Annotated in this window: 23 protein-coding genes and 2 pseudogenes; 18 read left to right on the forward strand and 7 right to left on the reverse strand. The window is 72.2% G+C overall.

Going from position 1 to position 16,352, the window contains the following annotated elements; translation table 11 throughout:
- Positions 1-250 precede the first annotated feature (250 nt).
- Together KME75_RS32095 and KME75_RS32100 are read left to right on the forward strand one after the other, a co-directional pair.
- Positions 251-484, forward strand: a complete 234-nt coding sequence (locus tag KME75_RS32095) for a hypothetical protein (RefSeq protein ID WP_219418692.1) — start codon at positions 251-253, stop codon at positions 482-484.
- Between the two features lie 82 nt (positions 485-566).
- The gene (locus KME75_RS32100; RefSeq protein ID WP_219418693.1) at positions 567-1,493 is read left to right on the forward strand and encodes a serine hydrolase domain-containing protein; all 927 of its coding nucleotides are present in this window, start codon (positions 567-569) and stop codon (positions 1,491-1,493) included.
- On the opposite strand, the gene KME75_RS32105 is transcribed toward KME75_RS32100, so the two are convergent.
- Both KME75_RS32105 and KME75_RS32110 read right to left on the reverse strand, forming a co-directional pair.
- Positions 1,465-1,797 carry a GlsB/YeaQ/YmgE family stress response membrane protein gene (locus KME75_RS32105; RefSeq protein ID WP_246633259.1) on the reverse strand — a complete coding sequence of 111 codons (333 nt, stop codon included), beginning with the start codon at positions 1,795-1,797 and terminating at the stop codon, positions 1,465-1,467. The two genes, KME75_RS32100 and KME75_RS32105, sit on opposite strands and share 29 nt — an antisense overlap.
- A gap of 409 nt (positions 1,798-2,206) precedes the next feature.
- On the reverse strand, positions 2,207-2,401 hold the full coding sequence (locus tag KME75_RS32110; protein ID WP_219418694.1) for a CsbD family protein: 195 nt from the start codon (positions 2,399-2,401) through the stop codon (positions 2,207-2,209).
- A 281-nt stretch (positions 2,402-2,682) separates the two neighbouring features.
- Between KME75_RS32110 and KME75_RS32115 the strand changes: the two genes are divergently transcribed.
- The 7 genes from KME75_RS32115 to KME75_RS32145 all read left to right on the forward strand — a co-directional run bounded on the left by KME75_RS32115 (position 2,683) and on the right by KME75_RS32145 (position 6,148).
- Positions 2,683-3,264 (forward strand): RNA polymerase sigma factor, encoded by a 582-nt coding sequence (locus KME75_RS32115; RefSeq protein WP_308283279.1) that lies wholly within the window; start codon positions 2,683-2,685, stop codon positions 3,262-3,264.
- On the forward strand, positions 3,255-3,854 hold the full coding sequence (locus KME75_RS32120) for an Asp23/Gls24 family envelope stress response protein (RefSeq protein WP_219418696.1): 600 nt from the start codon (positions 3,255-3,257) through the stop codon (positions 3,852-3,854). Before KME75_RS32115 ends, KME75_RS32120 begins: the two co-directional genes overlap by 10 nt.
- The gene (locus KME75_RS32125) at positions 3,851-4,219 is read left to right on the forward strand and encodes an Asp23/Gls24 family envelope stress response protein (protein ID WP_219418697.1); all 369 of its coding nucleotides are present in this window, start codon (positions 3,851-3,853) and stop codon (positions 4,217-4,219) included. Before KME75_RS32120 ends, KME75_RS32125 begins: the two co-directional genes overlap by 4 nt.
- 372 nt (positions 4,220-4,591) lie before the next feature.
- Positions 4,592-5,098, forward strand: a complete 507-nt coding sequence (locus tag KME75_RS32130; protein WP_219418698.1) for an Asp23/Gls24 family envelope stress response protein — start codon at positions 4,592-4,594, stop codon at positions 5,096-5,098.
- Positions 5,095-5,469 (forward strand): hypothetical protein, encoded by a 375-nt coding sequence (locus KME75_RS32135; RefSeq protein WP_219418699.1) that lies wholly within the window; start codon positions 5,095-5,097, stop codon positions 5,467-5,469. The genes KME75_RS32130 and KME75_RS32135 overlap by 4 nt, the downstream gene beginning before the upstream one ends.
- On the forward strand, positions 5,466-5,660 hold the full coding sequence (locus KME75_RS32140) for a hypothetical protein (protein ID WP_219418700.1): 195 nt from the start codon (positions 5,466-5,468) through the stop codon (positions 5,658-5,660). Before KME75_RS32135 ends, KME75_RS32140 begins: the two co-directional genes overlap by 4 nt.
- The gene (locus tag KME75_RS32145; RefSeq protein WP_219418701.1) at positions 5,657-6,148 is read left to right on the forward strand and encodes an Asp23/Gls24 family envelope stress response protein; all 492 of its coding nucleotides are present in this window, start codon (positions 5,657-5,659) and stop codon (positions 6,146-6,148) included. The genes KME75_RS32140 and KME75_RS32145 overlap by 4 nt, the downstream gene beginning before the upstream one ends.
- Positions 6,149-6,166: 18 nt before the next feature.
- Here KME75_RS32145 and KME75_RS32150 read toward each other — a convergent pair whose 3' ends face one another.
- Positions 6,167-6,364, reverse strand: coding sequence for a transposase family protein (locus tag KME75_RS32150; RefSeq protein WP_219418702.1), 198 nt, complete (start codon positions 6,362-6,364; stop codon positions 6,167-6,169).
- A 490-nt stretch (positions 6,365-6,854) separates the two neighbouring features.
- Between KME75_RS32150 and KME75_RS32155 the strand changes: the two genes are divergently transcribed.
- The 3 genes from KME75_RS32155 to KME75_RS32165 all read left to right on the forward strand — a co-directional run bounded on the left by KME75_RS32155 (position 6,855) and on the right by KME75_RS32165 (position 7,942).
- Positions 6,855-7,037 carry a hypothetical protein gene (locus KME75_RS32155; protein WP_219418703.1) on the forward strand — a complete coding sequence of 61 codons (183 nt, stop codon included), beginning with the start codon at positions 6,855-6,857 and terminating at the stop codon, positions 7,035-7,037.
- Positions 7,034-7,342 (forward strand): TVP38/TMEM64 family protein, encoded by a 309-nt coding sequence (locus tag KME75_RS32160; protein ID WP_219418704.1) that lies wholly within the window; start codon positions 7,034-7,036, stop codon positions 7,340-7,342. Before KME75_RS32155 ends, KME75_RS32160 begins: the two co-directional genes overlap by 4 nt.
- Before the next feature lie 243 nt (positions 7,343-7,585).
- Positions 7,586-7,942 (forward strand): hypothetical protein, encoded by a 357-nt coding sequence (locus KME75_RS32165; RefSeq protein WP_219418705.1) that lies wholly within the window; start codon positions 7,586-7,588, stop codon positions 7,940-7,942.
- A 25-nt stretch (positions 7,943-7,967) separates the two neighbouring features.
- Here KME75_RS32165 and KME75_RS32170 read toward each other — a convergent pair whose 3' ends face one another.
- From KME75_RS32170 to KME75_RS32185, 3 genes and pseudogenes are all read right to left on the reverse strand, one after another.
- The gene (locus KME75_RS32170) at positions 7,968-8,408 is read right to left on the reverse strand and encodes an oxidoreductase dimerization domain-containing protein (protein ID WP_219418706.1); all 441 of its coding nucleotides are present in this window, start codon (positions 8,406-8,408) and stop codon (positions 7,968-7,970) included.
- Positions 8,396-9,456: pseudogene (locus KME75_RS47085) on the reverse strand (FAD-dependent oxidoreductase). The gene KME75_RS32170 and the pseudogene KME75_RS47085 overlap by 13 nt, the downstream one beginning before the upstream one ends.
- A gap of 124 nt (positions 9,457-9,580) precedes the next feature.
- Positions 9,581-9,976 (reverse strand): SRPBCC family protein, encoded by a 396-nt coding sequence (locus KME75_RS32185; protein WP_219418709.1) that lies wholly within the window; start codon positions 9,974-9,976, stop codon positions 9,581-9,583.
- Positions 9,977-10,158: 182 nt separating this feature from the next.
- On the opposite strand from KME75_RS32185, the gene KME75_RS32190 reads away from it, so the two are divergent.
- From KME75_RS32190 to KME75_RS32215, 6 genes are all read left to right on the forward strand, one after another.
- On the forward strand, positions 10,159-10,902 hold the full coding sequence (locus KME75_RS32190; RefSeq protein WP_219418710.1) for a Crp/Fnr family transcriptional regulator: 744 nt from the start codon (positions 10,159-10,161) through the stop codon (positions 10,900-10,902).
- Between the two features lie 125 nt (positions 10,903-11,027).
- Positions 11,028-11,576, forward strand: a complete 549-nt coding sequence (locus KME75_RS32195; protein ID WP_219418711.1) for a carboxymuconolactone decarboxylase family protein — start codon at positions 11,028-11,030, stop codon at positions 11,574-11,576.
- Between the two features lie 306 nt (positions 11,577-11,882).
- A complete protein-coding gene (locus KME75_RS32200; RefSeq protein ID WP_219418712.1) occupies positions 11,883-12,458 on the forward strand; it encodes an RNA polymerase sigma factor in 576 nt (191 codons plus the stop codon).
- Positions 12,455-12,727 carry a zf-HC2 domain-containing protein gene (locus KME75_RS32205; protein ID WP_219418713.1) on the forward strand — a complete coding sequence of 91 codons (273 nt, stop codon included), beginning with the start codon at positions 12,455-12,457 and terminating at the stop codon, positions 12,725-12,727. Before KME75_RS32200 ends, KME75_RS32205 begins: the two co-directional genes overlap by 4 nt.
- Before the next feature lie 161 nt (positions 12,728-12,888).
- Positions 12,889-14,277: a mercury(II) reductase gene (gene merA, locus KME75_RS32210; protein WP_443690188.1), complete on the forward strand. Its 1,389-nt coding sequence runs from the start codon at positions 12,889-12,891 to the stop codon at positions 14,275-14,277.
- A 52-nt stretch (positions 14,278-14,329) separates the two neighbouring features.
- Positions 14,330-15,694: a dihydrolipoyl dehydrogenase family protein gene (locus KME75_RS32215; RefSeq protein ID WP_219418714.1), complete on the forward strand. Its 1,365-nt coding sequence runs from the start codon at positions 14,330-14,332 to the stop codon at positions 15,692-15,694.
- Between the two features lie 40 nt (positions 15,695-15,734).
- On the opposite strand, the pseudogene KME75_RS32220 reads toward KME75_RS32215, so the two are convergent.
- Positions 15,735-16,223 (reverse strand): annotated as a pseudogene (locus KME75_RS32220) (TVP38/TMEM64 family protein); the annotation flags it as partial.
- Positions 16,224-16,352 lie beyond the last annotated feature (129 nt).

A 16,352-nucleotide genomic window follows, 5' to 3' on the forward strand; every position in this document is an offset into this window, starting at 1 on the left:
GTGATCGCAAACTTTAAGACCTGGCGCATCATGCACACCGACTACCGGCGGCCGCTGGCGACGTTCGACACGACGATCTCGGCGGTTATCGGACTGCACTTCTACTTGGCGGCTGAATAGGCCTCATCGGGGCCAGTTCTTTCGGCAGGCCTTGACCGGGTAGATGAAATCTCTTTCACCTTCGAGGCCCGGGAGGCGCCGCGCGTGCACCATGTGTAGGTCATGGCGGTTCGGGACGAACGGACATTGGATGTGGGGCGGCGACGGCGCGCCGACGCTCACGCATGTTTCCACCCGCGCCATGGGTCGCTCGGCGGACATGCATCGGCGGGTCCCGGGTCGCCGCACCCGCCTGGTCATTCCCGCCCGACTGCGCATCATGGCCTGGCTCGTGCTGCTCCTGCTCGTCGCGCTTTCCACGGTCGTCGTCGTCACGCGCACCTGCTGGTGGCCGAGGCGCAGAGCGATGCCAGTGAGGCCCTGATCCAGGAGGCTGAGGAGTTCCGGCAGTTCGCGGACGCGGGTGTCGACCAGGCGACCGGGGCCGGTACGAGAACGGCGAGGAGTTGCTGCGGAGGCACCTGTCGCGTCAGTACCTCGACGACGGCGAGATCGTCCTCGTATCACCGCCTCGGGAGAGAGAGATCATCCCTCAGCCCGGCCGGGAAGCCATCGCGCTCGCCGATCGCGCCAACCGAATCCGCCAGATCGTCGACTCGCCGCTGCCGACCGACGTCCTGCTCGAACGAGCTGGCAACCGACCCCTCGGAGAGTTGCTACGCGCCCGGCTGCTCGACCCACTTGGGATGACCGACACCGGCTTCGTCGCATCGCCCGGCCGGCTGCCACCATGCTTCGCCGTCACCGACTCGGGGCTGGTGATGTTCGACGACACCGTCGACAGCCGCTGGGCAAGACCACCGTCGTTCCCAGACGCCCGCGGCGGCCTTGTATCCACAGCCGCCGACCTCCTGCGCTTCGCCGCGGCGCTGCTCGACGGTGGCGGCGATATCCTGACGGCGAGTTCGACAGCGGCGATGACGAGTGACCGGCTCACGGCCGAGCAGCGTCAGGGGCCGTCTGCACAGGCGTTCCTCGACGGCCACGGTTGGGGATACGGCGTACAGGTGGTCACCTCGGCATATGACGAGTCGGTACTGCTTCCGCGCTACGGATGGGGCGGCGAACTCGGCACACTCTGGTACTCCTGGCCAGAACAAGGCACTGCAGCGGTGCTACTCACTCAGGTGCTTCCCCCTCCCCGGAACTGGTGGCTGCCTTCGCTCACGCCATGGAGGTCGTCCTCGTCAACCCCTCCTGATTCGAGTGCAGGGCATTCGAGTCCACCGCGAACCAGGACGGCCCGTCCGGGTTCGACGCGCAGCCCAGTCCTTCCCCGGCTTGCGCGTCGGGACGCCGGTCTGGCTGCACGCGTTCGGCTGCCAGCGGCCGTGACCTCATGGCTCAGGCGCGTCGGTTGCGGGAGCCGGTGATGGCTTCGGCGGTGCCGATGAGGGCGACCGCGGCGATGACGGCGACGATGAAGCCGAGGACGTTGAGTTCGAAGATGCTGCCGGTGCCGAGCAGGTTGGCGATCACTCCACCGATCACGGAGCCGGCCAGGCCCAGGAGCAGGGTGGCGATGATGCTGAGGTTCTGTTTGCCCGGCTTGATCAGCCGGGCGAGCGCGCCGATGACGAGGCCGGCGACGATGAAACCGATCATTGCTCCTCCAGAGGTGTTGATCGCGGGAATGGTGGGGCCGGGGTGACGGTGCGCTGGCCGCGCGCTGACCATGGCAGTTCGGACCCGCCGGTGTTCAGTCCGAGGGCTCTTGTTGGCCTCGGTTGCCGGCCAGGGAGCCGCGAGCGCGCAGGCGAAGCCAGTCGCGGCCCGTGCCGAGAAGCCCGCTCGGGACGGGCGCGGCGACGGCGAGCAGCAGCCACAGCGGGAACCGGCGGGACAGAAATGCCCACACGTGTTCCTCCTGGGATCGATGACGGGGGTGCGGCGCCCCGGACCGAACCGCCCGGTGACGGGCATCGTCGCGGGGGGCGTCGTACTTCTGCATGGCGGGAAGTCCGGCTAGGACCTTGCGGAGCATCCGACGGGGTGTACGGCGGCCGCGGGGAGGCACCGATCGGGCCTCGGGCCCGGGAGGGGTTCGGTCCCGGTGGCCCGATCGGTGCCAGATTCGGGGTGCGGGCTACTTGGTGAAGGTGTCCTTGACGTCCTTGCCCGCGTCCTTGACCTTCTCGCCGGCCTGCTTGGTGCCGGCCTTGGTCTGGTCGGCCTGGCCCTCGGCCTGCAGTTCGGTGTTGTCGGTGGACTCGCCGACCTTCTCCTTGATCTTGCCGACCGTCTCCTGGGCCTTGTTCTTGGCCTTGTCCGTGAAGCTCATCGCGTCCTCCTTCGCCGATCCGACTCGAAGTCGGGGAACGTCCTACGACGGGGAAGACACCGCCCGGGCGCCGATGTCACGGCGCCGTGGCCGAGCAACGGCGGATTTGACCGCACGTGTCGTCTCGTTCGGGCCGTTCCTGCTGGTCAATGCCCATCTGCGCCGCGGGTGTGAGGCTGCTCACGTCTGTGTTGCCGTGGTGACCGTGAGGACCGGGGCGGAGAGGGTGTCTCCCTTCTGAGGAGCAGCGGATGAGCTGCGCTGTCAGGAGGAGGCGATCGGTGACGGCCACGAGCGCGGCGAACTCGACCGGCGCGGCCGTGGAGCTGGACGAGGCGACCCTGGTGGCGCGCGCCCGGGATCGTGACGTCGGATCGTTCGAGCTGCTGGTGCGGCGCTACGAGCGGCGGATCTACGCGTTGAGCGCGCGGATGTTGGGTGGGGCGAATGCGGAGGCCGAGGACGTGACCCAGGAGGTGTTCCTGACAGCGTGGCGGCGGCTGCCCGAGCTCGAGCAGGACGGGGCGTTCGGCGGGTGGCTCTACCGCGCCGCGACCAACCGGTGTCTGAACGTGCTGCGCCGCCGGCGCCCGACGAGCGAGTTCGATGAGCAAGCGGCGCCACCGGCACCAGCTGTGGGCGATCCGGAGCGGGCGGCGCAGAACACCGAGGCGATGAATGCGCTGACCGCGGCGCTGCAGAAGCTGCCTCCGCAGCAGCGGGCGTGCTGGCTGCTGCGGGAGGTCCACGGCCGCTCCTACGAGGAGATCGCGCAACTGGTGGGTACCACCACGGGGGCGGTGCGCGGACGGATCGCGCGGGCGCGGATCGAGCTGGCGGAGGTGATGGCGCCGTGGCGATGAACCCGAACAGCGCCCGCACCGACGGCGCCCGCACCCGCCGCCACGCGTTGCCCTGTGGCCGCAGCGTCGAGCAGGTGTGGCAGGAGCTGGAGGCGGGCCAGGTCAGCGCACACGGCGCGGACTGCCCGCACTGCAGCACCGCCCGGGCGAGCCTGGAGCAGCTGGCCGAGGCCACCCGCCAGCTCGTCGCCGACCCGCTCGAGCCGCCGCCGAGGCTGCTGGACCGCATCATGGGCGCCGTCCGCGCCGAGCTGACCACCGCCGATCCGATCCCGCTGCCGTCGGAATCGGGCCAAGTGGACATCTCCACGCACGCCCTGGCCGCGGTGCTGCGCTACGTGGTCGACTCCGTTGACGGACTGCGGGCCCACCGCTGCCGGATCGAGCTCGCACCCGACGTCGCGCACACGGTGCGGGCGTGGATGTCGGTGTCGCTGCACTACCCGACCGACGGCATCGCGGCCGTCGAGGAAGCCCGCCGCCGGGCACGGGCCGCATTGTCCGAGCGCATCGGGCTACGGCTGGAATCGCTTGATGTCGAGCTCACCGACGTGTGGCTCAACGGGCCGAGCGAACCCGAGCCTTCATGATCACCGGTTGGGCTCCTGAGCACGTCGTCACCCAGGTTCGTGCCGCGGACGTTGCCGCCCGCGCCGCCCGCGCCGTACCCGGGGTGGTGCGGCTGCAGCCCGGAGTGTGGGGCCTGGTCCGCCAGCTCGCCGCGGAGGCCTTCGAACAGGCCACCGGGCAGCAGCTGCCCGACATCGCGGGCGTGCAGGCCGACCTCGACGACGACGGCGTGCACCTCGAACTGCAGATCGTCGTCGACGGCGGATACCGGGCCGGCACTGTCGGAGCGGCCGTCCAGCACGCCGTGACGGCGGCCGTCCCGGCGGCGATCGACCGCGCCGTCACCGCCTTCACGGTGCTCATCGTCGAGATCGAGCTCCCCTGACCACCCGCCGACACTCCCCGGCCTCACCCAGGAGGCACCCAGCACCGCTGCGACGAGGCCACTCGGAGGGCCGAGCCGAGTCGCACCGGAAGGGCAGTGGATTCCGGGTGCGGAGCGGTGGGCGACCAACTGAGCGACGACCACCCGTTAGTGAGCTCTGGGAGCGCCAGGACCAGCGCGGACGGCGCGACCAGGCAAGGCGCCAGTACCGCGGGGTCCTGCGACCCCCGGCGCCGCCTTGTGAACCACATCACGAACCGGGTGCGTGACGACCTGCCGCGCCGCGTGTCCTTACTCATGCGACACCCGGGCGCCCATGGCGGCCGCCACGGGCACGAACCCACCCCGAAGGCAACGGACAGGAGAAGCGTGATGAGCACGTCCACCACGGAGAAGAACCCGGCCGGCACGCAGGCGAGCGGCAACGGGCCGTCGACGGCGCCGGCGACCCGTGACAGCGGCGGCGGCAGCGGACTGGCGACCAGCCAGGGTCGTACCCAGATCGCCGACGTCGTCGTGTCCAAGATCGCGGGGCTGGCCGCCCGCGAGGTCAGTGGGGTGCACGCCCTCGGCGGAGGTGCGGCCCGGGCGTTCGGCGCGATCCGCGAGCGGATCCCGGGCGCGAGCAGCAACGTCAGCCAGGGCGTGTCGGTCGAGGTCGGCGAGCGGCAGGCCGCGATCGATCTGGCCATCGTCGTGGAGTACGGGGTGTCCATCGCCGAACTGTCCCGTGCGATTCGCCGCAACGTGATCGGGGCGATCGAGCGGATGACCGGGTTGGAGGTCGTCGAGGTCAACATCGCGGTCGGCGACGTGTACATCCCCTCCGATGACGACGGCCAGGACCAGGCCCCGGCCGAGACGCCACGGGTGGCGTGAACGACCACCGCGAACCGGACCCGGACCGGATCGCCGCCGCCGTGCTGGCCTGCCCTCAGGTGGCCGGCCTGCACGGCGGCCGGTTCGGCGAGGTCGCCACCTACCTCCCGGGACGGCGGGTCACCGGGATCCGGATCACCCCGACCGAGGTCGCCGTGCACGTGGTCGCGCGCTATCCGGCCGCCGTGACCGAGATCGACCGCGGCATCCGGCGCGCCCTGCACGGCCGCACCGGCGGCCTGCCGGTCACCGTCGTGATCGAAGACCTCGCCGTCGCCGGTGGGGAACGTGTCGCCGCCGCCACGGTCCCGGCCGGCCCCGTCCCGAGCAACCTGCCCGGAGACGCCCACCCTCAGGAGAACCTGTCATGAACACCAACGCCACCTCACTCGGCCTGATCGCCGGCCTGGTCCTCGGAATCGCCGGCGCCTTCGGCGGCATCGGCGCCTTCCTCGTCGTACTGCTGTTCGGCGGGATCGGGCTGCTCGCCGGCCGCTACCTCGACGGCCGCCTCGACCTCTCCGCCCTCACCGGGCGCAGCCAGGACCGGGCCGGGCGATGAACAGCGCCGACCTCCTGCCGCCGCCGGCCGAACCCTGGTCGACACCGCCCGGGCGGCCCAGCCCCGACCGGCCGGACCCGGCCGAGGACCGCGGCGAACTGTCGATCGACGACGGCGTGGTCGAGCAGATCGCCGCCGCCGCCCTCGGCGAGGTCGAACACATCGGCGGTGCCGCACGCCGCGTGCTCGGCGTCCCGCTCGGTGCGGACGACCCCGACCAGCTCGCCCGGGTCACGGCCACGGTCACCGGGTCGGTGGTCGCCCTCGACGTGCGCTGCTCGGTGGCCTACCCCGCGCCCGTCGCCCGCGTCACCGATCAGGCCCGCGCGCACCTGATCGCTCGGATCGAGGAACTGACCGGGCTGACCGCGGCCCAGATCGACATCACCGTCACCGCGCTCCCGGCACGCAGCGGGCGGGATCACCGCCGGGTCCCGGCCGACGGGCTTGGTCGTCTGGTCGCTCTCGGTGTACTCGGCGAGCCATGATGCGCACCGTCGGCCGGGTCACCAACGCCATGCTGCCCGGGGTTGGGCGTCGAGCTGGGTCAGCACCCAGGACCGCAACGCAGCCTCCACCGCCACGGGGTCGACCTTCTGGAGAACCCGGCGCAGGGTCGACTCGTGCGGCACCACCGTGCCCACACCGAGCGCGGTCAGCCAGCCTTCCCAGGTCGGGATGTAGGTGATGTCGCCGACCTGCACCAGCGCGGCGGGCGTGGCCGGCGGTGCAGTTAAGGGCGGCCCCGGGAACGGCGCCGCTGGCCTGGTCGAGCACCGACACCAGGTGCGGCAGGCCAGCGCCATGGTCCGAGCTGCCGTGGGCGGTACTGATGTGGGCGCCGCGCAGACGATGACCGGTCGCGCCGCGGACGCTATGGCACGCCGTTCACGCCGCTGCTGGGGCACCGTGACCGTGACGCGCCCGGGCTGGGCATGCCGCTGGCTGGTCGTGGCGAAAGCGGTCAGCGGGTGCGGCGCGTGGCGGTGGTGGGAAGAACTCCTGCGGGTCCTCGACGCCGCCGAACGGCACGCTCGACGGCGGCTGTCGCTGACACAGTGTCGCTGGGTCGGTGAACGACCTGGAGCCCGCGCTGTGGCGGGGTGGGCAGACCTATCCGACCAGCCAGGCCGCGGTGGAACAGCTCTACGCCACCGGCGAGATCGCCGCATGTTTCACCTACGGCCCCGCACCGTGGGCACGAAGGTCACCGACGGCACCTTTCCCGCCACCACCCGCACGGCCGTCCCGAGCGTCGGCAACATCTCCAACACCAGCTTCATCGCAATCCCGGCCGACGCGGCGGACCGGGCGGCGGCCCTGGTGCTCGCGAACCTCCTGCAGGACCCGCAGACCCAGCTGCGGTGCCGAGCGTGAACGCGATCCCGGCGCCTGAGACACCATGCTCGTCGGCCTCACGCGTCCGGCTGGTTCCGATGCTGCCGTTCAACGCGCTGAACTACGCTTGCGGCCTCACCGCCGTCCGTTTCCGCGACTATCTGCTGGGAACGGCGGCCGGCATACTTCCCGGCGCGACCGCTTACGTCGCCATCGGCGCCTTCGGCGCGACTCCGGGTTCGGCACCGTTCCTGCTGGGCGTCGGGGGGCTGGCGGTGCTCGCGCTGGCCGGGCTGGTTCTCGCCCGGCGCCGCCGCGGCGGCGCCATCGAGGAGACCGCCTGATGCTGGACGCCCCGGTCCGCCGTCTGCTGAGCCGCCCGCTCGGCCGCGCCGCGGCCGCGCTCGACGTCGGCTGGATCACCCCCGACCGGCTCACCGCAGGAGGATTGCTGCTCGGCCTGGGCAGCGCCGCAACCGCGGCCGTGGGCTGGTGGACGAGCTCCGCCGTGCTGTGGCTGGCCTCCCGGCTCGCCGACGGTCTCGACGGGCCGCTCGCGCGTCGTCGCCACGCCGCCGGCAAGGGCCGTGACTCCGGAGCGGGCGGCTTTTCGACATCACGGCCGACTTCACGGTCTACGGCGCCACCGTGGTCGGGGTGGCTCTGGCAGCGGTGGCCAGCTGTGGCCGTTCCTGCTGGTCCTGCTCGCCTATTACGTCAACGGCGCGGCGTTCCTGGCCTTCTCCTCGATCGCCGAACGCTCCGAACGGACGCGCTCGGCCGATCAGGGCCGGATATCGGTGCGGATCGACGACGGGCGCTCGCTGTCGTTCCTCGGCGGCCTCACCGAGGGCACTGAGACGGTCCTGGTGCACACGCTGTGGCTCCTGCTCCTGTGGTGGCACCGCAGATCGCGGTGGTGTGGGCCGCCATGGTGGGGCTGAGCGCCGCCCAGCGCGTGGTGATGGGCTACCGGGCCCTGCGGTGAGGGTCGGCGGGGTCACCGGCGCACGTCCAGCCAGCGCCGGCGGACGGCGGCCAACCCTCGAGCGGCACGCCGGACAACAGGGGCCGCCAACTGCTCGCGCACCTCGGCGACGGCGCGTTCCAGGGCCCATCACCCCAGGTCGGGTACGGGTGCATGACACCGGCCAGATCGCGGGCCCGGAGCCCGCGACGGACCGCCGAGGTCAGCTCGGCCAGCGTCTCCCCGGCCCGCGGGCCGACGACCGTCGCGCCGACGACGCGGCCGCGGCGGTCGAGGACCAGCCGGGTGAAGCCGGCCGTGCGGCCTTCGACGATCGCGCGATCCACCTCGTCGTGGTGCAGCGTGCGGACCGTCGTCCCGGCCGAGCCCGCGGGCCGGCCGACCGCCGCGACTTCCGGGGAGGTGTAGGTTACCCGCCGCACCGCGGCGACCTGCGCGGTCCGGCGGATGCCGAGCACCGCGTTGGACGCGGCAGTGGCGCCGTGCACCCCGGCGACGTGGGTGAACTGCGGGTGCCCCGGACGTCGCCCGCCGCCCAGATCCGCGGATTGGTGGTGTGCAGATGCTCGTCCACTGTGACGAACCCCCGCTCGTCGGTGTCGACGCCAACGGTCTCGAGTCCCAGGTCACGAGTGTCCGGACGCCGGCCCAAGGCCACGAGAACGCGGTCGGCTGCGATCCGCTGGCCGCCGCCGAGCACGCTGTCGGTGCCTTCGACCGCCGTGACCGGGGTCCCGGTGAGCACGGTGGCGCCGTCGCGGGTGAGCTCGTCGGTCACCAGCCGGGCAGCATCGGGATCCTCGTTGGAGAGCAGCCGGTCGAGCGCCTCGACGACGGTGACCGTGCTGCCGAGGCGTGTGAACGCCTGCCCCAGCTCGCATCCGATGGTGCCGCCCCCGAGCACGACGAGGCGGTTCGGCTGCTGCGTGAGATCCCAGACGGTGTCGCTGGTCAACGGATCGGCATCGGCGAGCCCCGGGATAGGGGGACCGCCGGGTTCGACCCGGTGGCGACCAGAGCCTGACGGAACCGCACCGCGACCCCGTCCACGTCGGCGGAGCCCGGCCCGGTGAACCTGGCGGTGGCGGCCGCGAACGCCACCCCGGCCGCTCGGACCGCATCGGCGGAATCCGTCGGCTCGATCGTCGCGATCGCGCTGCGGACGTGCGTCATCACCTCGTCGAACGCGACGCGGACCCCGTCGACATGCACCCCGAGCCCGGTGGCTCGGCGGGCGTCCGCCGCAGCCGAAGCCGCTGCGAGGAGGGCTTTGCTCGGCACGCAGCCGGTCCACAGACAGTCGCCACCCGGCCGGTCACGCTCCACCATCAGCACCGACGCCCCGAACGATGCGGCGGTCCGCGCTCCGACCAGGCCCGCGGTCCCGCCACCGACGACGAGCAGGTCCCATACGCCGTCGGCGGGCGCCACGGGTACGACGTGTGCCGGTGCGGCAGATGTCGTGGTCACCGGAATCCCCGTCCTTGGCGTCGGACGGTCGGCACGGGCAGCAGGACGATCAACTCGGCGTTCTCCTTCGGGTGAAGACGTTGTGTCACGGCGTGCTCGGCGCCCGTCGGCCGGATCGCCGACGTCAGCGGCGGGACTCGCAGTAGTTCTTCAGGCCCCGCAGGCCGTCCTCGATCGCGGGGCCGAGGGTGGCGGCAAGCTCGTCGGGGGTGACCTCGGTGCTGTAGACGACCAGGCTCGAACCGTCTTGGTCGAGCACGTCGACGGTGCCCAGGTGCGATTCGGCGGGGACACCACCGCCGACGATGCGGTACTGGAAGCGGCGCAGTTGCGAATCGTTGGTCACGATCTCTTCGTCGAGCGGGACGCCGCCGTCGAGCTCACAGTGCCGCTGGTCACCGCTCGCGGTCGAGGTCTTCACCATCGGGAACCACGCCGAGATGTTGCCGGCGTCGCTCACGACCGACCAGACCTCGTCGGCGGGCCGGTCGATGGTGAGGTGGGTACGCAGGGTCGCCATCAGAGATTCCTTCTCATCGGTGCATTCGGCTTCCGGGTGTCCGCCCTGGGCGTGTCATGAGTTGGACCGGGGCGGCGTTGTTCCCGCATCTCACCCCTCGCCCCGGCAGTCCCACCGGCGGGAAGAACCCCCAGGGTGCGTCCGCGAACCGGACACTGTCAGCGGGGTGACACGATTTGTGGATGAAGGTCAGCCGCTGGTCGGAGGTTCTCGGTGCCACCCGAGCCGCAACGGGGACCGACGACCCGACGATCCGTGATGCCGCATGGGTCGCCCGCTGTGTCGGACGCGGGGCAGCAGCGCCGCTGGCGGCGGGTGATGTCGCCGCGCTCGCGGAGACGCTGCGCCCGATCGAGCTGCGCGCCGGTCAGCCGCTGTTCGGGGCGAACGCGGACGGCGGCAGCGGCGTGTGGATCATCCGGGCGGGCCACGTCGAGCTCAGCGTTACCTCCGGCCGCAGCCGGGTCGTCGTCGGCGTGCTCCGGCCCGGCGACGTCGAGGGCGACATCCCGCTCCTGCTCGGGCTGGCGCTGCCCTACGCGGCGCGCGCCGTCGACCGCGTGACCTGCCTGCACCTCGCGCCGCCGGACTTCGAGGGACTGCTCGCGCGCCACCCGGCAATCGCCCGGCGCTGGCTGTCGAGCGTCGCGCAGCGCCTCGCCGCAAGCCACGGGCGGCTCATCGCTCTGCTCGGCCGCCCGCTGCCCGCCCAGCTCGCCGGGCTCCTGCTGGACGAGGCCGACGACGAGTCCGGCGACAAGGTGGTGCGTCTGCCGCAACGGACCCTCGCGGCAATGCTCGGGGTCGCTCGACCCTCGCTCAACAAGATCCTGAAGAGCTTCGAGCGCCGCGGACACGTGGAGATCGGCTACGCCTCGGTCCGGCTGCTCGACACCGCGGCGCTGCGGCGACTCCGGGCGATTTGACCGGTCGGACACGGTCGGGCCCGTCCGGTCGACTCTGTCGGCCTGCTGACATTGCCTCGTGCGCCTTCGGCAGGGTTGGTGTTGACGAACAGGTCAGGAGAGAACTCGACGAAGAGGAGCACGACATGCCCCGTGTCCTCGCGCACACGCTCGACGACGCACCCGAGCAGACCCGGCCCACTCTCGAAGCCCTGAAGAAGCGCATGGGCAAGCTGCTGAACATTCACGCCGGAATGGCTCACTCCCCCGTCGTCCTCGCCGCCTACGCCGGTGTCCAGGAGGCGATCACCCGCCACGGCAGCTTCGATGGGAGGACCCGGGAGGCGATCGCGCTGGCCGTCGGCGCCGTCGATCGTTGCGGCTACTGTCAGTCGGCCCACACACTGGGAGGCAAGGCTGACGGTCTGGAGCCGGACCAGATGCTGGCGATCCGGGCGGGTCACCCGACCGGTGAGGACAAGCTGGACACCCTGCTCGCCGTGATGCGTGAGGCCGCCGCCGACGTGGGCACGGTGCAGGACAGCACCTGGGAGCAGGCCAAGGCCGCCGGATGGAGCGATGAAGAGCTGGCCGAGGCGTTCGCCCACCTCGTGGTGAACCTGTTCACCAACTACTTCAACCACTACGTCGGCACGGAACTCGATGTACCGGCCGCTCCTGCCCTGGGCGGCTGAACCCGAGGACGACCACCGGCGTCCACTCCGGGCGCCGGTGGTGCCGGTGGCCCCGCCGGGCAAGGACGGCCTTGCAGTGCGCATCTCGGAACTCGGGCTGCGGCCGGTCCTCGGTCGCTTGTCCATGCAGACGTCGCTCGTGGATCTCCGGGAGCGACGTCAGCGCGTCGATCACGGCTTCCCTCGGCGGACGACCACGGATTCGCGTGACCGCCTGCGCCCGCCGCTCACGAGCGGGGAACCCGCCGGGCCCGAAGCGGATTCCCCGGCGGGGAATCCGCCTGCGCGCATCGGGGTTCCGGTGCCGTGAACGACCGACCGGCCGCCGCGCCCGACGACCCGGGGCGGTGTACGTCCGCGACTGCCTTCGCCCAGTACGTGGAACCCGAAGTCCCGGTGCTGTACCGCGTGGCGCTCGCCATGGTGCGGCAGCCCGCCGACGCCGAGGACCTCGTGCAGGACACGTTGGTGCGCGCCTACCGCGCCATCGACCGCTTCGACGGGGAGCATCCTCGCGCGTGGCTGCTGACCATCCTGCGCAACACCCACCGCAACCGGGCGCGCACCCGGCTCCCGACGTTGCTGCGCGACGACGAGCCGGAATCCGGGCTCCTCGACCGGGCTGGTGACGGGCGCAGCGCCGAAGACGTCGTGGTCGACGCCCAGTTCGAGGCGGTCGTGGCCGACGCACTTGCCGCGCTACCCGCCATGCATCGGATCGTCGTGCAGCTCGTGGACATCGACGGCCTCACCTACGCCGAGGCCGCGCACGCGCTCGGCATCCCGCGGGGCACCGTCATGAGTCGGCTGCACCGCGCCCGCGCCCGTATCCGCACCCGCCTGGTGGCCGCCGGGCTCGTCCCCCACCGGAGCCAGCCATGAACGTGATGTCGCTGTCGCGGATGACCCGCTGCTTCCGCACCTCTCGGGCGCTGCAGCGCTACCTCGACGGCGAGGCCGACGACCTCACCGCCGCATGCGTCGCGGAGCATCTCGAGGAGTGCCGCCGGTGCGGCCTGCAGGCCAGGACGTACCAGGCCATCAAGCAGGCGCTGCGCTCCGGCTCCCGCGACGTTGACGAACTGGCCCTCCGACGCCTCCGCGCGTTCAGCCGGTCCCTCGCCGAGCCCGGCGGGCCCGGGACCGACTGACCGATGTCGGTCATCGGGGCGATCGGCTCGGCGGCGACGTCGCAATCCCGACCGATCGTGGGTTCACGGGCGATCAGGGCCGGGTATCCGCGCTTGCAACGACCGCACGTCACCACCGGCCGGCGTCGCCCCCACCGCACGACACTCAGGAGAGGCCCCTCGTGGACGACAGCGCCATGGTCGATCTGGCCGTCATCGGTTCCGGTGGGGCGGCGATGGCCGCCGCGATCGCCGCCCGCCAGGCGGGGAAGTCCGTCGTGCTGGTCGAGCAGGCGACGTTGGGCGGCACCTGCGTGAACGTCGGATGCGTGCCGTCGAAGACCCTGCTTGCCGCGGCAGGCGCCCGGCACACGGCGCTGTCCCACCCGTTCGCAGGCGTCCCGACGGGCGCGGGGCCGGTGGATCTGGGCGCACTGGTCGGGCAGAAGAACGAGCTGGTCGAGCGGCTGCGGCAGGCCAAGTACGCCGACGTGGCCGCCGCGTACGGGTTCGAGGTCCGCCCAGGGCGGGGCCGGTTCACCGATTGGGAGACCCTGACCGTCGACGGGGAGCCGCTGCCCGCCGGCGCCTACCTGGTCGCCACCGGCGCCGAGCCCGACCGCCCCGAGCTGCCCGGGCTGGACGAGGTGAACTGGTTGACCTCGACCAGTGCGATCGAGCTGACCGAGCTACCCGAGTCGCTGGTCGTCATCGGCGGCGGCTATGTGGGCCTGGAGCAGGCGCAGCTGTTCGCCCACCTCGGCGCGCAGGTCACCCTCGTCGGGCGGCTTGCGCCGGCCGCCGAGCCCGAGATCGCCGGTGCGTTGCGGCGGGTGTTCGCCGACGACGGGATCACGGTGGTCGAGGAGCGGGGCGTCGCGGTCGAACCCGGCGGTGGGCAGGTCGTCGTGGTCACCCGCGGCGGGCACCGCGTGGCCGGGCAGCAGTTGCTGGTGGCGACCGGGCGGCGAGCCCGCACCGACGGGCTGGGGCTGGACCTGGCCGGGGTCGCGACCGACGAGCGCGGCTTCGTCCGGGTCGACGACGAGCAGCGCACCACCCACCCGCGCATCTTCGCCGCCGGGGACGTGACCGGAGTTCCGCAGTTCGTCTACGTGGCGGCAGCCACCGGGCGGGCGGCCGCGCTCAACGCCACCGGTGCGGCCGGTCCGCGCCCGGCCACGGTCGACTACGCCGGCCTGCCATCGGTGGTATTCACCCGCCCCCAGCTCGCCTCGGCCGGGCTGACCGAAGCCCAGGCGACGGCCGACGGTCGACGGTGCGACTGCCGGGTGCTGGATCTGGCCGACGTCCCCCGGGCGCTGGCCAACCGCGACACCCGCGGGATCGTCAAGCTCGTCGCCGACGCCGAGACCGGCGAGCTGCTCGGCGTGCACGCCGCCGCCGAGGGCGCCGGGGAGATCATGCTCGCGGCGACGTACGCGATCAAGGCGCAGATGACCGTCGGTGAGGTGGCCGACACCTGGGCGCCGTACCTGACGATGGCCGAGAGCCTGCGCATCGCCGCCGGGCTGTTCCGCAACGAGATGCCCACCTCCTGCTGCGCCTGACCCGGCCCGCCCCCACGTACACGCCGATCGGACCTCGGAACGAAGGAGCGGTATGAGCGAGCAGTTCGACACCATCGTCATCGGCATGGGACCCGGCGGCGAGGTGGCCGCGTCACGCCTGCTGGCCGCCGGTCAGCGGGTCGCTGCCATCGAGAAGGAACTCATCGGCGGGGAATGCGGCTACTGGGCGTGCATCCCGTCGAAGACCCTCCTGCGCCCTCCGGAGGCCCGCGGCGAAGTCGAGCGCGCCGCCGGCGTCGACGGCGCCCGCCTGGACTGGCCCGCCACCCGCGCCTGGCGCGACGACATGATCCGCCACCTCGACGACGGCAACCAGGTCACCGGATACGAGAAGTCGGGTGCCACCGTCGTCAAGGGGGCCTCCCGCATCACCGGACCGGGCACCGTCGAGGTCGACGGCCGCACGCTGCGCGCCGCCCACCTCGTCATCGCGACCGGCTCCGACGCCGTCCTGCCCCCGGTCGACGGACTCGACACCGTCCCGGTGTGGACGAACCGGGAGGCCACCACCCTGACCGAGATTCCCGACCGGGTGGTCATGCTGGGCGGGAGCGCTGTCGGTTCCGAGCTCGGCGGCTTCCTGCACCGCTTCGGTGCCCGGGTCACCATCGTGGAGCGATCGGCGACGCTGCTCTCGCGCGAGGAACCCCGCGTCGGGGAACTGCTCGGCGAGCGGATGCGCGCCGAGGGGATCGACGTGCGCACCGGCGTCACCGCCACCGCAGCCCGCCGTGACGGGGCCGACGTCGTGCTCGCCCTCGACGACGGTTCCCAGCTGCGCTGCGATGTCGTGGTGGTCGGGGCCGGCCGCCGGCCCCGCACCGCAGACCTGGGCCTGGACGCGATCGGCGTCACCCCGGGACCGAAGGGTGAGATCACCGTCGACGAGCACTGCCAGGCCGCCGACGGAGTGTGGGCGATCGGCGACGTCACCGCGATTATGCCATTCACCCACGTCGCGAAGTACCAGGCCCGCATCGCGACCGACGCCATCCTCGGCCGACCCCACCCCGCCGGCTACGGAGGCATCCCCCGTGTCGTGTTCACCGACCCCGAAGTCGCCGCCGTCGGCCTCACCACCGCCCAGGCCGACCGACAGGGCCGGCGCACCGTGACTGCCGAGCTCGACCTCGCCGGTGCACTCGCCCGTCCCTGGACCTACGAGCAGGACCCGTGGGGTCACCTCGGACTGCTCGCCGACCCCGACCACGGTGTGCTGCTGGGCGCCTGGGCCGTTGCCCCGATGGCCGGTGAGTGGATCCACCAGGCCGCCCTGGCCGTGCGCACCGCGATCCCGATCGCGGTGCTGCTCGACCAGGTCGCCCAGTTCCCCACCTACAGCGAGGGCTTCCTGGCCGCGCTGGAGAAGCTCGACGTGAGCAGCGCCCGCGGATGAATCCGGGACCGTCCGTCCGCGCGCCGGCACCCGGCATCCGTCACCGCGGCGCCGGACCCGATTCTCCCGGCGCCGCCCGGTCGTCCGGGCTGCGCCGGAAGAACGCGCCGGTCCTGGGGTGCCGGCGGGCGAGGGCCGCACCCCCGGCGGTGAGCCCGACGAGCGCGATGACGGCGAGGATGAACGGCCAGGAGCCCGGAGACGAGCCGTAGGCGCCCAGCGCCACGAAGGCGACGGTGCCGGGAACGATGCCCACTGCGGTGCCGATGACGTAGTCGCGGATCCGGACCGCGGTGAGCCCGGCCGCATAGTTGATCGCGGTGAAGGGCAGCACCGGGATCAGCCGCATCCCGATGACGGCGATCAGGCCCCGGCGTCGCAGCAGCCCGTCGAGCCGGGCGACCCGGGCCCCGGTGAGCCGTTCGACGGCATCGCGCCCCAGCACCCGCCCCAGCCCGAACGCGCCCACCGCGCCGAGCAGCGCGGCGACCAGGACGAGGGCGACGCCGGGCACCCATCCGAACAGGACCCCGGCTAGAGCGTGTCCCGTGGATCATGCGGGTCGGCTGCGGTAGATCTCTTCTGTGCTTGATCGCCACGACTTGACCGACGCGGAGTGGGCACGGCTGGAGCCGTTGCTGCCCGACCGGACACCGCG

Origin of the sequence: Pseudonocardia nigra, assembly GCF_019396355.1 — a bacterium.
GTDB classification, from domain to species: Bacteria; Actinomycetota; Actinomycetes; order Mycobacteriales; family Pseudonocardiaceae; genus Pseudonocardia; species Pseudonocardia nigra.

Bases quoted from the DNA above. Each gene is read 5' to 3' on its own strand.
- KME75_RS32190 (WP_219418710.1), top strand. From the start codon at position 10,159: ATGAAGGTCAGCCGCTGGTCGGAGGTTCTCGGTGCCACCCGAGCCGCA.
- KME75_RS32110 (WP_219418694.1), bottom strand. From the start codon at position 2,401: ATGAGCTTCACGGACAAGGCCAAGAACAAGGCCCAGGAGACGGTCGGC.
- KME75_RS32185 (WP_219418709.1), bottom strand. From the start codon at position 9,976: ATGGCGACCCTGCGTACCCACCTCACCATCGACCGGCCCGCCGACGAG.
- KME75_RS32105 (WP_246633259.1), bottom strand. From the start codon at position 1,797: ATGGTCAGCGCGCGGCCAGCGCACCGTCACCCCGGCCCCACCATTCCC.
- KME75_RS32195 (WP_219418711.1), top strand. From the start codon at position 11,028: ATGCCCCGTGTCCTCGCGCACACGCTCGACGACGCACCCGAGCAGACC.
- KME75_RS32140 (WP_219418700.1), top strand. From the start codon at position 5,466: ATGAACACCAACGCCACCTCACTCGGCCTGATCGCCGGCCTGGTCCTC.
- KME75_RS32095 (WP_219418692.1), top strand. From the start codon at position 251: ATGTGGGGCGGCGACGGCGCGCCGACGCTCACGCATGTTTCCACCCGC.
- KME75_RS32205 (WP_219418713.1), top strand. From the start codon at position 12,455: ATGAACGTGATGTCGCTGTCGCGGATGACCCGCTGCTTCCGCACCTCT.
- KME75_RS32145 (WP_219418701.1), top strand. From the start codon at position 5,657: ATGAACAGCGCCGACCTCCTGCCGCCGCCGGCCGAACCCTGGTCGACA.
- KME75_RS32215 (WP_219418714.1), top strand. From the start codon at position 14,330: ATGAGCGAGCAGTTCGACACCATCGTCATCGGCATGGGACCCGGCGGC.
- KME75_RS32125 (WP_219418697.1), top strand. From the start codon at position 3,851: ATGATCACCGGTTGGGCTCCTGAGCACGTCGTCACCCAGGTTCGTGCC.
- KME75_RS32130 (WP_219418698.1), top strand. From the start codon at position 4,592: ATGAGCACGTCCACCACGGAGAAGAACCCGGCCGGCACGCAGGCGAGC.